The 12,060-nt window shown below is 64.4% G+C and carries 15 protein-coding genes, 1 tRNA gene and 1 riboswitch; of the genes, 9 read left to right on the forward strand and 7 right to left on the reverse strand.

Translation table 11 applies throughout. The features are described 5' to 3' along the window. Positions 1-14: 14 nt before the first annotated feature. From QCE62_RS12525 to glyA, 7 genes are all read right to left on the reverse strand, one after another. Complete coding sequence (locus tag QCE62_RS12525; RefSeq protein WP_309918312.1) at positions 15-485, reverse strand: type IV pilin protein; 471 nt, start codon at positions 483-485, stop codon at positions 15-17. Positions 486-494: 9 nt separating this feature from the next. Then, the gene (locus tag QCE62_RS12530) at positions 495-938 is read right to left on the reverse strand and encodes a pilus assembly PilX N-terminal domain-containing protein (RefSeq protein ID WP_309918314.1); all 444 of its coding nucleotides are present in this window, start codon (positions 936-938) and stop codon (positions 495-497) included. Positions 939-1,001: 63 nt separating this feature from the next. Next, complete coding sequence (locus tag QCE62_RS12535; protein ID WP_309918317.1) at positions 1,002-1,802, reverse strand: PilW family protein; 801 nt, start codon at positions 1,800-1,802, stop codon at positions 1,002-1,004. Next, positions 1,799-2,182 carry a prepilin-type cleavage/methylation domain-containing protein gene (locus QCE62_RS12540; RefSeq protein ID WP_309918319.1) on the reverse strand — a complete coding sequence of 128 codons (384 nt, stop codon included), beginning with the start codon at positions 2,180-2,182 and terminating at the stop codon, positions 1,799-1,801. Before QCE62_RS12540 ends, QCE62_RS12535 begins: the two co-directional genes overlap by 4 nt. Beyond that, complete coding sequence (locus QCE62_RS12545; protein ID WP_309918321.1) at positions 2,179-2,736, reverse strand: GspH/FimT family pseudopilin; 558 nt, start codon at positions 2,734-2,736, stop codon at positions 2,179-2,181. Before QCE62_RS12545 ends, QCE62_RS12540 begins: the two co-directional genes overlap by 4 nt. Before the next feature lie 157 nt (positions 2,737-2,893). Further along, the gene (gene nrdR / locus QCE62_RS12550; protein ID WP_309809690.1) at positions 2,894-3,376 is read right to left on the reverse strand and encodes a transcriptional regulator NrdR; all 483 of its coding nucleotides are present in this window, start codon (positions 3,374-3,376) and stop codon (positions 2,894-2,896) included. Between the two features lie 18 nt (positions 3,377-3,394). After that, the gene (gene glyA / locus QCE62_RS12555) at positions 3,395-4,642 is read right to left on the reverse strand and encodes a serine hydroxymethyltransferase (RefSeq protein WP_309918323.1); all 1,248 of its coding nucleotides are present in this window, start codon (positions 4,640-4,642) and stop codon (positions 3,395-3,397) included. Positions 4,643-4,832: 190 nt separating this feature from the next. Further along, positions 4,833-4,931, reverse strand: a riboswitch (ZMP/ZTP riboswitch). A gap of 206 nt (positions 4,932-5,137) precedes the next feature. Between glyA and ydfG the strand changes: the two genes are divergently transcribed. From ydfG to QCE62_RS12600, 9 genes are all read left to right on the forward strand, one after another. Continuing rightward, a complete protein-coding gene (ydfG, locus tag QCE62_RS12560; RefSeq protein ID WP_309809694.1) occupies positions 5,138-5,884 on the forward strand; it encodes a bifunctional NADP-dependent 3-hydroxy acid dehydrogenase/3-hydroxypropionate dehydrogenase YdfG in 747 nt (248 codons plus the stop codon). 127 nt (positions 5,885-6,011) lie between these two features. Next, a complete protein-coding gene (gene ybgC, locus QCE62_RS12565; protein WP_309918326.1) occupies positions 6,012-6,461 on the forward strand; it encodes a tol-pal system-associated acyl-CoA thioesterase in 450 nt (149 codons plus the stop codon). A gap of 175 nt (positions 6,462-6,636) precedes the next feature. Further along, positions 6,637-7,314: a protein TolQ gene (gene tolQ / locus QCE62_RS12570; protein ID WP_016346195.1), complete on the forward strand. Its 678-nt coding sequence runs from the start codon at positions 6,637-6,639 to the stop codon at positions 7,312-7,314. A gap of 14 nt (positions 7,315-7,328) precedes the next feature. Continuing rightward, entirely contained in the window at positions 7,329-7,772 is a 444-nt protein-coding gene (gene tolR / locus QCE62_RS12575) for a protein TolR (RefSeq protein WP_309809701.1), read from the forward strand. Then, on the forward strand, positions 7,769-8,887 hold the full coding sequence (gene tolA, locus QCE62_RS12580; RefSeq protein WP_309918328.1) for a cell envelope integrity protein TolA: 1,119 nt from the start codon (positions 7,769-7,771) through the stop codon (positions 8,885-8,887). Before tolR ends, tolA begins: the two co-directional genes overlap by 4 nt. Before the next feature lie 145 nt (positions 8,888-9,032). After that, positions 9,033-10,325 (forward strand): Tol-Pal system beta propeller repeat protein TolB, encoded by a 1,293-nt coding sequence (gene tolB / locus QCE62_RS12585; protein ID WP_309809704.1) that lies wholly within the window; start codon positions 9,033-9,035, stop codon positions 10,323-10,325. 54 nt (positions 10,326-10,379) lie between these two features. Continuing rightward, the gene (gene pal, locus QCE62_RS12590) at positions 10,380-10,886 is read left to right on the forward strand and encodes a peptidoglycan-associated lipoprotein Pal (RefSeq protein ID WP_309809705.1); all 507 of its coding nucleotides are present in this window, start codon (positions 10,380-10,382) and stop codon (positions 10,884-10,886) included. A gap of 35 nt (positions 10,887-10,921) precedes the next feature. Continuing rightward, positions 10,922-11,671, forward strand: coding sequence for a tol-pal system protein YbgF (gene ybgF / locus QCE62_RS12595; RefSeq protein WP_309918331.1), 750 nt, complete (start codon positions 10,922-10,924; stop codon positions 11,669-11,671). A gap of 139 nt (positions 11,672-11,810) precedes the next feature. Continuing rightward, positions 11,811-11,886: transfer RNA gene (locus QCE62_RS12600), tRNA-Lys, on the forward strand. The last annotated feature ends 174 nt before the right edge of the window (positions 11,887-12,060 follow it).

Below are 12,060 nucleotides of genomic sequence, written 5' to 3' on the forward strand. Positions count from 1 at the left end.
TCCCTTCCGCGCCACTACATTCTCCCCGCCCAGCAGGCAACCGACTGTGCCGTGTCCAACGGCGCGGTCGCACCGGGCGCGCGATTCCAGCGCAGTCCGGTGGCATCGACGACAAACACACCGCACGCGTCATCCTGCATCTCGCCGGGGGTGACCGGCGCGGCTTCGATTCCATATCCGCCGTTGGTCGCGTTCTCAGGCAGCACGGTGAGGCGATAGACGGCCCTGCCGCTTGATGGCGCCTGATCGAAACCCGCGCTCAGGACGATGGCATCGGCGCTGGCCGCGACCTGCCCGAGCCGCGCCGTTTCGACGAACTGGACCGCCTTGAGCACTGCGGTGGCGGCATCGACGCGATGCGCCTTCGTCACATGAGTCCGATAAGCCGGTACGGCGAAAGCCGCCATGACCGCGGCCACGGCGAGCGCGATCATCAATTCGAGCAGACTGAACGCTGCTTCCCTCGTTGCTTCGACGCGTTCCATGCGCACCTCTCAGAACGGCCTGGCGACGACGCGCCGCCAATGCTGCGCGCTGACGTCGTCGGCGACGTCGATGCGCAACTGCAGCCACGTTTCCGAGTCCGGCGTGGCGCCGAAACCGCGCGCGGTGATCAGGTAGGAAACCTCGGCCGTGCCCGGTGGATGCGCCCACGCTTCGATCAGGCATTGCGGCGCGCGGTAGGCATATGGCCAGGTGTCGAATGGCCTAACGGCCAGCGGTGCCGCGCCTTCGAACGAAGCCTTCGAGCGCCAGCGCGATGGCTCGCTGTTCATGGCCGGCAGCGCGGCCGCGAGCATTCCGCTGCAGCGAAGCAGCGCGCCGTCCGCTGCGTGAAATGCCTGGACCCGTTCGCGCGTGGCAACCGTCGAGCGCGCCGCGACGAGCGAGGTTTGCAGCCAGGCGCTCGCGGTGACCAGCATCATCGCGGCGAGCATCAGGACGATGGGCAACGTGGCGCCGCGCGAGTGTGAGCGTGAAGGTGAGCGTGCTTTCATGGCTCAACCGGCCTCGCGCGCCGACAGAAGCGGCGCATTGCGCAGCGCGACGCGCCGCCAGAAGGCTTGTCGGGCGCGGCCGTCGTCGCTGTAGGCGGGGGCGCCGTCGCAATCGACATGATTCACGCGGCGTTTCGCCTGCGCCGTGAAGCCGCGCACCAGCACGCAGAGATCCACCGCATGCACCTCCTTCCAGCGTCCGCGAGCGATACCCGAAGCGGCCAGCGCGACAGGCGCGCCCGGCAGCCAGTACAGGGCGCGAATACGCTCGACGCCCTCGACGATCGGCTGCGCCTGCTTGCCGTTGCCTTCGCAATAAAGTTCGGGCTCGCCGGTGGAGGTGCTGGCCTTCGCATGGAAGCGATTGGTGGCGTAGGTGTCGGGGACTGCCTGGCCGAGGCAGTCGGTGGGCGCGCCGCCAGAAGTCGGCCATGTAGCGATGACGTCGGCCGCGTAGCGGACCTGCACGCCGTCCGAGCGGCTCGCGAGCGTTTCGCAGGAAGCGACCCCCTCCTCGCCGATCACGCGCCCCTGCACACAACCGAAGATAGGCGCGTCCAGCCCGGTGTGCAGGTCGAGGTCGGCGCTGAATCCTGCCATCTGCAACTGCTGGCCGAGCATGTCCAGCGCGACCGACGCGGCTTCATGCATGCGCACTGCGTCGGCGGCGCGTTCGAAAGCCGCGCGCTGGGCGCGGTAGAGCGAGAGACATGCGCTCACGATCGACAGCCCCAGCGCAAGTGCGATGCTCAGTTCGAGCAGCGTGTGCCCGCGCGAGCGTGAAGAGTGGAAGCGCGGATTCATCGCGCGAACGCCACGGCAACGCACGACGAGCGCGGCGGCGCCTGCGGCTCCGGACAGGCCTGCCCGCCCTCCTCCGCGTGCCAGCTCACGGTCGCGACATGCACGCCGGCTGCGCGATCGAACACGGCGACGTCGCCTGCGGGAAGCATGGACGCCGCTCTCGTGCGCCATTGCGACAGGATTGCCGCGCTATCCGCGTCGCCGCGCATCCCTTCGGCCACGGAATCCGCAATGAGCGCGGCGCGCTCGCGCAGCAGCGCCATGCGCTCGCCCCGCGCCAGCGCGCTCTGCAGGCCGGTCAGCCCTAATGCGGTCACCGCCGTGAGCGAAAGCGCAATCATCACCTCGACCAGCGAGTCACCGCGTTGAACACGCTTCATGCCGATGCTCCACAGGCGCCCTGCGTCATGCGCGCGCGCCCGCCCGCCGCAAGGCGGACGCAGCGCCGCGGCGCCGCGCTCGCGGAGGATTCGCCGCGGCGCGAAGCGAACTCGAAACTGCGAAATCCGCCGATCACCTGCCCCGAGGGCGGCGTGAAGGACATGTCACTCGACGTTCCCGCGATGGATACCGACGACATCGCCGCATGCAACCGCAACAACACCGGCACGCCTTCTCGCTCGACGAACAGTCCCCAGCCGCACGACCAATCGATGGCGCCGCCCTCGCAACTACGCCCGGTCGCGAGGCAACGACGCGCGGCATCGATCCGGCAAAGCGTGACGCGCACGCCGCGCCGAATGGTTTCGGCGCGAGCGAGTGAAAGCGTGGAAAAGAGCGCATGCGCGCGGGCATCGACCTGATCGCGCATTTGCCAGGACACGAATGAGGGCGCGGCGAACATCGCGACGATCGCCGTTACGGCGAGCACGACGCACAGCTCGACGAGTGTGACACCTGGAGGTATCCGGTGAAGCTTCTGGACCATCTGCATGCCTTATCGAGTGGATTGAGCCGGAGAGCCCAATCTAACGACAAAGCATGCCGCCCGCCATTAGCCGGATGGACGAGTGTTCATGCCGCCCGAAGCCCGGCACACTGCGCGGACGAACGGCTGGAAACCTGTCTGGGAGAAAGAGATGCGTGAAAGATCAGCGCTTGCGCGTGGTGGTTTTCTTCGGCGCGGCGCGCCGGAATTCCTCGAGCACGTCCTCGAATTCGGAGACATCCTCGAAACGCTTGTAGACGGAAGCAAAACGAACGTAGGCAATGGTGTCGAGCTGGCGCAACTCGTTCATGACGAGTTCGCCGAGCCGCTCGCTCTGCACTTCGCGCTCGCCACTGCCGAGCAGCTGATACTCGATGCGCGCGACGGAGGCATCCACTGCATCCGCCGCAACGGGCCGCTTCCGGAGCGCGAGCTGCATGCTGGAAACGATCTTGCGCCGGTCGAACTCCACGCGGCTGCCATCCTTCTTGACGACCGAGGGCAGCGCCAGCTCCACCCGTTCATACGTGGTGAAGCGCTTGTCGCACGCGGGACAGCGGCGCCGGCGCCGGATCGCCGCGCCGTCCTCCGACACGCGAGAATCCACGACCTGGGTGTCTTCGTGTCGGCAGAACGGGCAGCGCATGAGCGTCGGACTCGCAGATTAACGGTAGACCGGGAAACGCTTGGTCAGGTCGGACACCTGAGCGCGCACGCGCTCGAGGTTCGCCTGGTCTTCCGGGTTGTCGAGCACGTCGGCGATCAGGTTGCCCACCAGCTCCGCTTCCTTCGTGCCGAAGCCGCGCGTGGTCATGGCCGGCGAGCCGAGACGCACGCCGCTCGTGACGAACGGCTTTTCCGGATCGTTCGGAATGGCGTTCTTGTTGACCGTGATGTGCGCGGCGCCGAGCGCGGCTTCAGCAGCCTTACCCGTGATCTTCTTCGCGCGCAGGTCGACCAGCATCACGTGGCTTTCCGTCCGGCCCGAGACGATGCGCAGGCCACGCTTCACCAGCGTTTCCGCCAGCACGCGCGCGTTCTCGACCACGGCCTGCTGATAGGTTTTGAACTCCGGCGAGAGCGCTTCCTTGAACGCAACGGCCTTGGCGGCAATCACGTGCATCAGCGGACCGCCCTGGATGCCCGGGAAAATCGCCGAGTTGATCTGCTTTTCGAACTCGGCCTTCATCAGGATTACGCCGCCGCGCGGGCCGCGCAGGCTCTTGTGCGTGGTCGTGGTGACGAAGTCGGCGTGCGGCACCGGGTTCGGATACACGCCGGCGGCAACCAGGCCGGCATAGTGCGCCATATCCACCATGAAGTAGGCGCCGACGCTCTTGGCGATCTTCGAAAGACGCTCGAAGTCGATCTTCAGCGCAAACGCCGAAGCGCCCGCGACGATCAGCTTCGGCTTGTGTTCCTTGGCGAGCGCTTCGGTCTTGTCGTAGTCGATGTCTTCAGCTTCGTTCAGGCCGTAGCTCACGACGTTGAACCACTTGCCCGACATGTTCACGGGCGAGCCGTGCGTCAGGTGGCCGCCTTCGGCGAGGCTCATGCCCATGATCGTGTCGCCCGGCTTGAGCACCGCGAAGAACACGCCCTGGTTGGCCTGCGAACCGGAGTTCGGCTGCACGTTCGCCGCTTCCGCGCCGAACAGCTGCTTCACGCGGTCGATGGCGAGCTGCTCCACCACATCCACGTACTCACAACCGCCGTAATAGCGCTTGCCCGGATAGCCTTCGGCGTATTTGTTGGTGAGTTGCGAACCTTGCGCGGCCATGACCGCCGGCGAGGTGTAGTTTTCCGACGCGATCAGCTCGATATGATCTTCCTGGCGGCGGTTTTCCTGCTCGATCGCCTTGAGCAGTTCGGGATCGACTTTGGCGAGGGTACTTTCGGCTCTGTCAAACATACGTTTTCCGTGAGTTCAATACAGGTTGACCGGATCGCGCGCGCGCCATGTTCGAAGTTGACTTCAAAGCAGACTTCAAAGCAGACGCAGGGGACGCTGGACACCGAGGATGTCCAGGCGCGACGGATGAGGGAAGAATCCGATTTCGCAAGGCGGACAGCCACCGGCAACGCAGCAACGGCGTGCGGATCTCAGCTGCCCAGGCGAACGGCAAAACGACGCTCCGCGCTTCCTGGTGGGTCGCTCCACCTTGAATCCGAAGATTCTATCGCCAGTCACGCGGGGTTTGAGCGTTGTAGTGTAATGGGCGGCCCCGCTTTAGGCAACCGGCTCCCCAGGCCCGCCGGATGGCGCGGGACGGCGCTTAAAGCACGACCGTTCGCACCCGTGATTGCTTGCCGCGATGCATCAATGGAAGTACCCTTTGCGCCGTTGCCGGACGCGCGTCCCTATTTGCTCCGGCTCTGCACATTCAACCTCATCCGGAGTCCGCCCATGATCGTCTTCGTCACTGGTGCATCCGCCGGCTTCGGCGCTGCCATTGCCCGCACCTTCGTCAAGGGCGGCCATCGCGTGATCGCCGCGGCGCGCCGCAAGGACAGGCTCGTCGCGCTGTCGAAGGAACTCGGCGATGCCCTCCTGCCGCTCGAACTCGATGTCCGCGACGAAGCCGCCGTCCGGAACGCCATCGCCTCGCTGCCCGAAGCCTTCGCCCAGATCGACGTGCTGGTCAACAACGCCGGCCTCGCGCTCGGCCTGGAGCCCGCGCAGCGCGCCAGTCTCGACGACTGGAAGAACATGATCGACACCAACTGCACGGGCCTTGTGACGATCACGCACGCGATCCTGCCCGGCATGGTCCAGCGCAATCGCGGTCACGTGTTCAACATGGGCTCGGTCGCGGGCACCTATCCGTATGCGGGCGGCAACGTCTACGGCGCCACCAAGGCGTTCGTGCGGCAATTCAGCCTGAACCTGCGCGCCGATGTCGCAGGCACCGCGCTGCGCGTGACCGACATCGAGCCAGGACTCGTGGGCGGCACCGAGTTCTCGAACGTGCGCTTCAAGGGCGATGACGCGAAGGCGGACACTGTATACAAGAACACGCAGGCACTCACGCCCGAGGACATTGCCGACTCCATTTACTGGATCGCCACGCGCCCCGCGCATGTGAACGTCAACGCAATCGAGATCATGCCGATCGCGCAAAGCTTCGCACCGTTGCAAATTCACCGCGCCTGAATCGCGGATCCGCCTAAGGATTTGGCGGTGTCGCGTCCGCTTCCGGTAAAATGCCGCCGATGAATATTTGTCAAAAAGCGAGCCGGGGCGGTCTGACCTGCCACGGCGCGTGCAAGGCAGCACACAGGTGAGTGATCCGTTGACCTTCGAGTGGCCGATTCGGGTGTATTACGAGGACACCGACGCCGGCGGCATCGTCTTCTACGCGAACTACCTGAAGTTCTTCGAGCGGGCGCGCACCGAATGGCTGCGCGCTTGCGGCATCGACCAGCAGGTTCTCGCCGAGTCCGAAGGCATCGTGTTCGTCGTGAGGCGCACGTCCGTCGAGTACTCGTCGCCGGCGCGTCTGGACGATGTCATCCGGATCGAGAGCCGCATCGAACGACTCGGACGCGCATCGGTGGATTTTCATCAGGAAGCGTGGCGCGACGGCGTGCTGCTAGCGACCGGCGACATTCGCGTCGCGTCGGTGGCGCGCGCATCGATCCGTCCGGTCGCGATTCCCGACGCAGTGACCGACGGACTGCGGCGCGGCCCGCACGCCGCCAGGCGCAGCGCCGGTCCTGACCCAACCTGACCGAACCTGACCGATGAACTTGTCGCACCTCCAGACGGTCGATGCACCGTGCAACAGAGGAAGCACTACTGAACACGAGCCGGCCACGGCGCGGCTTTCGTTTTATTCACATTCGTTTCACGAAAGCATGACGCTTTGACCGGACGCCCGGTTCGGGACGTTACAGCGGACCTTTATGAACAATACTCAAGACCTGTCAATCGTTTCCCTCGTCATTCACGCGAGCCTGCTCGCGCAGGCGGTGATGGCGCTGCTCCTGCTGCTGTCGCTCCTGTCCTGGACTTTCATCTTCCGCAAATGGTTTGCCATTCGCCGCGCACGTGCGCAGACCGAGCGTTTCGAGCGCGATTTCTGGTCGGGCGGCGACCTGCAGGCGCTTTATCAGAGCGCAGCCAACAATCGCCACACCATCGGCGCGCTGGAGCGTATCTTTGAATCCGGCATGCGCGAATTCCTGAAGGGCAAGGAGCGCCGCATCACCGATCCGGGCGCGATCCTCGACGGTTCCCGCCGCGCCATGCGCGCCGCCTTCCAGCGCGAAATGGACGTGCTCGAAGCGAATCTCGCGTTCCTCGCGTCGGTCGGTTCGGTGAGTCCGTACATCGGTCTGTTCGGCACGGTCTGGGGGATCATGAATTCGTTCCGCGGCCTCGCCAACGTGCAGCAGGCCACGCTCGCGAACGTCGCGCCGGGCATCGCCGAAGCGCTCGTCGCAACCGCCATCGGCCTGTTCGCCGCGATTCCGGCCGTGGTCGCCTACAACCGCTACGCGCATGACATCGATCGCCTGGCGATCCGCTTCGAGACCTTCATCGAAGAGTTCTCGAACATCCTGCAGCGTCAGGCGCACTGAGAAAGGAGTCCTCGATGGCAGGCCCGATTCGTTCCAGCATGCGCGGCAGTTCGCGCCGCGCCATGGCCGACATCAATGTCGTGCCGTACATCGACGTGATGCTCGTGCTGCTCGTCATCTTCATGGTGACGGCGCCGCTCGTTTCGCCTTCGATCATCAATCTGCCGACCGTCGGCAATGCGCAACCGCAGGAACAGCAACCGCCGGTCGTCATCAACATCAAGGCCGACGGCAGCATGAACGTCCGCTACAAGAACGACGACGGCGCCACGCAAGAGCAGAAGATGACCAAGGACGATCTCAACACGTTCGTGCTGAACCGCCAGGAGTCGCATCCTGACCAGCCCGTCGTGATCGCCGCCGACAAGACGGTGAAGTACGAGGTCGTCATGAACGTGATGTCCGATATGAAGTCGCGCGGCGTGAAGCGCGTCGGCTTGCTCGTCAAATCGCAATGACCGTTTCGCAGAACAAGCATCAGCCAGCGCGCGGCGCGTCCGCACGCCCTCTCCGCCCGCCGCGCGAGCGCGGCACGGGCCGCGCGTTCGCGCTGGCCGCGCTGATGCATCTGCTGCTCATCTGGCTGCTGTATCACGGCATCAACTGGCAGAACAACACGCCCGCCGGCGCCGAAGCAGAGATCTGGACCGAACTCCCCGACACGCCCGCGCCGACGCCCCGCCCCACCCCCACGCCGCCCGTCCCGCAAGTGAAGGCGCCGCCGGCGCCGCCGCCCGCGAAGGACGAAGACGCGGACATCGCGCTGCAGGAAAAGAAACGCAAGCAACAGGAAGCCGCCGCGCGCGAGGCGCAGCTGGCCGAACAGCGTCGCCAGCAGGAACAGGCCCAGCAGGAAGCGGAAGCGAAGCGCCAGCAGCAGGCCGCGCAAGCCGCCGCAGCCGCGGCCGCGCAGCAGAAAGCGATGCAGGACAAGCAGAAGCAGATCGAGCAGCAACGTCAGGCCGAATTGCAGAAGCAGCAACAACAGAAAGCACAGCAGGACAAGCAGCGCCAGCAGCAAGCCGAGGCGCAAAAGCAGGAACAGAAGCAGGAGCAGTTGAAGGAACAGCAGGAAGCCAAGGCAAAGGCTGAAGCCGACGCCAAGGCCAAGGCTGCCGCCGATGCGAAAGCCAAGGCCGCTGCCGATGCGAAAGCCAAGGCGGCCGCCGAAGCCAAGGCCAAGGTCGATGCAGAGCGCAAGGCACGCCTCGCGCAGTTGCAGGGTCAGTTGGGCGGCGGCACGGCGTCGAGCGGCGAAGGGCTTGCCAAGAGCGGCACCGGCAAGGGCGCGGGCGGCAATGCGACCTCGCCGGGCTATGCGGAGAAGGTGCAGCGCCGCGTGCGGCCGAACATCGTGTGGGCGGGTGAGACCGCCGGGTTGGAGACGGTCGTGTCGGTGCGCTGCTCGCCGTCGGGCACGTTGCTGTCGGCGAACATCACGCGCTCGAGCGGCAACGAGCAATGGGATCAGGCGGCATTGCGCGCGGTGCAACGATCGGATCCGATGCCCGTCGACACCGACGGCAAGGCGCCCGATCACTTCACGATCACGCTGCGCCCGGCCGGAAGCTGATGACGCAGAACGCGCGATGCCTTGGCGACAGCAGCCAAGGCGCGTTGAAAGCCTGCATTAAGCAGCGGGAACGAATCGTGCGTCCGCGGGTCTGTTCTGCAATCCGCGGACACTTGAAAACGCTTTTTTCTGGAACCTATACAGCATGAGTTTGATGACGAAGCTTGGCCTGAGAACGCTGGTCGCGTCCTGCCTGATCGCAGCCGGCACTGCCGCACACGCCCAGTTGAACGTACTCGTGACCGGCGTCGGCTCCACGCAATTCCCGATCGCCACGGCCAACTTCGCCAATGAAGCGAGTTCGCCGCAGCAGGTCAGCGCGATCATCCGCCAGGATCTGCAGCGCAGCGGCAAGTTCACGAACATCGACGCGGGCAGCACGCCCGTCTCCGAAGGCGACACGGTCGATCTCGGCGCCTGGAAGGCCAAGGGCGCGGACGCGTTCGTATCGGGCAGCGTGAACAAGCTGCCGAACGGTCAATACGAAGTGCGCTTCCGTCTCTACGACACGGTCAAGCAGCAGAACCTCGGCGGCCTGTCGCTCGTCAGCGCCGAAAGCGGCCTGCGCATGAGCGCGCACAAGATCGCCGACTACATCTACGCCAAGCTGCTCGGCGGCCGCGGCGTGTTCGCCACGCGTCTGTCCTATGTCATCCAGACGGGCGGCCGCTACCAGTTGCAGATTTCCGATTCGGATGGTCAGGACGCGAAGATCGCCCTCTCCAGCCCCGAGCCGATCATCTCTCCGGCATGGTCGCCGGACGGCACGAAGGTCGCATACGTGTCGTTCGAGCGCAAGAAGCCGGTGGTGTACATCCACGACCTGCCGACGGGACGTCGCGTGGTCGTGTCGAACCAGAAGGGCAACAACAGCGCCCCGGCGTGGTCGCCTGACGGCCGCAAGCTCGCGGTCGCGCTCTCGCGCACCGGCAACACGCAGATTTTCGAAGTCAATGCAGACGGCTCCGGCCTGCGCCGTCTGACCCAGGGCAGCTCGATCGACACCGAGCCGTTCTACTCTCCTGATGGCAACTCGATTTATTTCACGAGCGATCGCGGCGGCCAGCCGCAGATCTACAAGATGCCGGCGGCAGGTGAAAGCGCCGGCGCGGCCCAGCGGGTCACGTTCACCGGCGCGTACAACACGAGCCCGCGCGTGAGCCCGGACGGCAAGCAACTCGCGTACATTTCGCGCACTGGCGGCGGCTTCAAGCTGTACTTGCTGGACCTCGCGTCCGGCACGGCAACGGGGCTGACCGACACGACGCATGACGAATCGCCGAGCTTCGCGGCGAATGGTCAGTACATCCTCTACGCCACCCAAGTGAACGGACGTGGCGTGTTGGCAGCCGTATCGACCGATGGTCGCACGCGGCAAGTCTTGTCAGTACAGGGCGGTGCGGTGCGCGAGCCGTCCTGGGGTCCGTTCATGCAATAAGTCCAGCAATAACGTTCACATACAACGTTCAGCTACAACACAAGGAGAGGTACCATGATGTCGAAACTTCGTATCGGCCTGGCAGTTGCGATGGTCGGCGCATTGGCGGCTTGTCACTCGGGCGTGAAGCTCGACGAAGGCCAGAACAAGGGTGCAGTCGGCACGCAGCCGAACCCGACGGACGTGAAGCAGGTCAACATCGACCCGTTGAACGACCCGAACAGCCCGCTCGCCAAGCGCAGCATTTTCTTCGACTTCGACAGCTACGCCGTGAAGGACGACTATCAGCCGCTGCTGCAACAACACTCGTCGTATCTGAAGAGCCATCCGGAGCGTCACGTCCTGATCCAGGGCAACACCGACGAACGCGGCACGAGCGAGTACAACCTGGCGCTCGGCCAGAAGCGCGCGGAAGCCGTGCGTCGCGCGATGTCGCTGATGGGCGTGGCCGATTCGCAAATGGAAGCCGTGAGCCTCGGCAAGGAAAAGCCGATGGCGACGGGTCACGACGAAGCGTCGTACGCGCAGAACCGCCGTGCGGATCTCGCATACCAGCAGTAATCACGTAACGTAACCTGTCACGGGTGAGTCGCTCTATGTTGTATCGCTTTCCCTTGCTGCGCGCCGCCGCAGCCGCTTGCGTGGTGGGTTCGACAATGTTCGGCGTGCCCGCGCACGCCGGCGTCTTCGACGACAACGAAGCGCGCAAGGCCGTGCTCGACCTGCGCACGAAAACCGACAGTCTGTCGAATCAGTTGCAGGCCGCGCAACGCACGATCCTCGATCAGCAGAACCGCATCGACCAGTTGAATCAACAGGTCGCGACGGTTCGCGGGCAGAACGAGGATCTGACCAACCAGGTCGTGACGCTGCAAAAGCAGCAGAAGGACTATTACGCCGATCTCGACTCGCGCCTGAAGAAATTCGAGCCGCAACAGGAGACGATCGACGGCATGACCGGTTCGGTGCAGCCCGGCGAGACGGAAGCGTTCAACGCGGCGTCGACTCAATTCCGTAGCGGCGATTACAAGAACGCCGCGGCGTCGTTCAAGACGTTCGTGGCGAAGTATCCGCAGAGCCCGTATCAGCCGACGGCGCAGTACTGGCTCGGCAACGCACTCTATGCCCAGCGCGACTACAAGGGATCGACTGCGGTCTGGCAGAACCTGGTGAAGAGTTATCCGACGCATCCGCGAGCACCCGAAGCGCTGCTTGCGATCGCAAACAACCAGATCGAGCAAGGCCAGAAAGCGGCTGCCAAGCAGACGCTCCAGCAGATCATCTCGCAGTACTCCGGTACGGAAGTCGCGACGACGGCGCAGAGCAAGATGTCGCAGGTGAAGTGATCGAGGCCTGCTGCAAGCAATGAGAGAGAACGCCTGCGGGAAGTCATGCCGCAGGCGTTTTTTCTGAGGGCATTGGCCGGTTTGCGATGCGGTTTGGTTGACAAAAAGCCAATTCGCAGATTATAATTTCGCCTCTTTTGGGTCGTTAGCTCAGCTGGTAGAGCAGCGGACTTTTAATCCGTTGGTCACAGGTTCGAATCCCGTACGGCCTACCAAAAGATTCAAAGGGCTCAGCGCATGCTGAGCCCTTTTCTTTTGCGTGAGCGCTTTGCACACTTCTACTTGATCGCGCTTGCTCATGATGTCGTCCCTCGATAGCAAACCGGTTCCCCACCCATGCACTGACCGGGAGCGGATTCTTTCCGCTTCCATCGAGCGGCGTCACCAGA

It is taken from the genome of Caballeronia sp. LZ033 (genome assembly GCF_031451265.1).
Classification (GTDB): Bacteria; Pseudomonadota; Gammaproteobacteria; order Burkholderiales; family Burkholderiaceae; genus Caballeronia.

Excerpts from the sequence above, each read along its gene's own strand:
- QCE62_RS12525 (WP_309918312.1), bottom strand. The coding sequence starts at position 485 with ATGGAACGCGTCGAAGCAACGAGGGAAGCAGCGTTCAGTCTGCTCGAA.
- QCE62_RS12530 (WP_309918314.1), bottom strand. The coding sequence starts at position 938 with ATGCTCGCCGCGATGATGCTGGTCACCGCGAGCGCCTGGCTGCAAACC.
- QCE62_RS12535 (WP_309918317.1), bottom strand. The coding sequence starts at position 1,802 with ATGAATCCGCGCTTCCACTCTTCACGCTCGCGCGGGCACACGCTGCTC.
- QCE62_RS12540 (WP_309918319.1), bottom strand. The coding sequence starts at position 2,182 with ATGAAGCGTGTTCAACGCGGTGACTCGCTGGTCGAGGTGATGATTGCG.
- QCE62_RS12545 (WP_309918321.1), bottom strand. The coding sequence starts at position 2,736 with ATGCAGATGGTCCAGAAGCTTCACCGGATACCTCCAGGTGTCACACTC.
- nrdR (WP_309809690.1), bottom strand. The coding sequence starts at position 3,376 with ATGCGCTGCCCGTTCTGCCGACACGAAGACACCCAGGTCGTGGATTCT.
- glyA (WP_309918323.1), bottom strand. The coding sequence starts at position 4,642 with ATGTTTGACAGAGCCGAAAGTACCCTCGCCAAAGTCGATCCCGAACTG.
- ydfG (WP_309809694.1), top strand. The coding sequence starts at position 5,138 with ATGATCGTCTTCGTCACTGGTGCATCCGCCGGCTTCGGCGCTGCCATT.
- tolQ (WP_016346195.1), top strand. The coding sequence starts at position 6,637 with ATGAACAATACTCAAGACCTGTCAATCGTTTCCCTCGTCATTCACGCG.
- tolR (WP_309809701.1), top strand. The coding sequence starts at position 7,329 with ATGGCAGGCCCGATTCGTTCCAGCATGCGCGGCAGTTCGCGCCGCGCC.
- tolA (WP_309918328.1), top strand. The coding sequence starts at position 7,769 with ATGACCGTTTCGCAGAACAAGCATCAGCCAGCGCGCGGCGCGTCCGCA.
- tolB (WP_309809704.1), top strand. The coding sequence starts at position 9,033 with ATGAGTTTGATGACGAAGCTTGGCCTGAGAACGCTGGTCGCGTCCTGC.
- pal (WP_309809705.1), top strand. The coding sequence starts at position 10,380 with ATGATGTCGAAACTTCGTATCGGCCTGGCAGTTGCGATGGTCGGCGCA.
- ybgF (WP_309918331.1), top strand. The coding sequence starts at position 10,922 with ATGTTGTATCGCTTTCCCTTGCTGCGCGCCGCCGCAGCCGCTTGCGTG.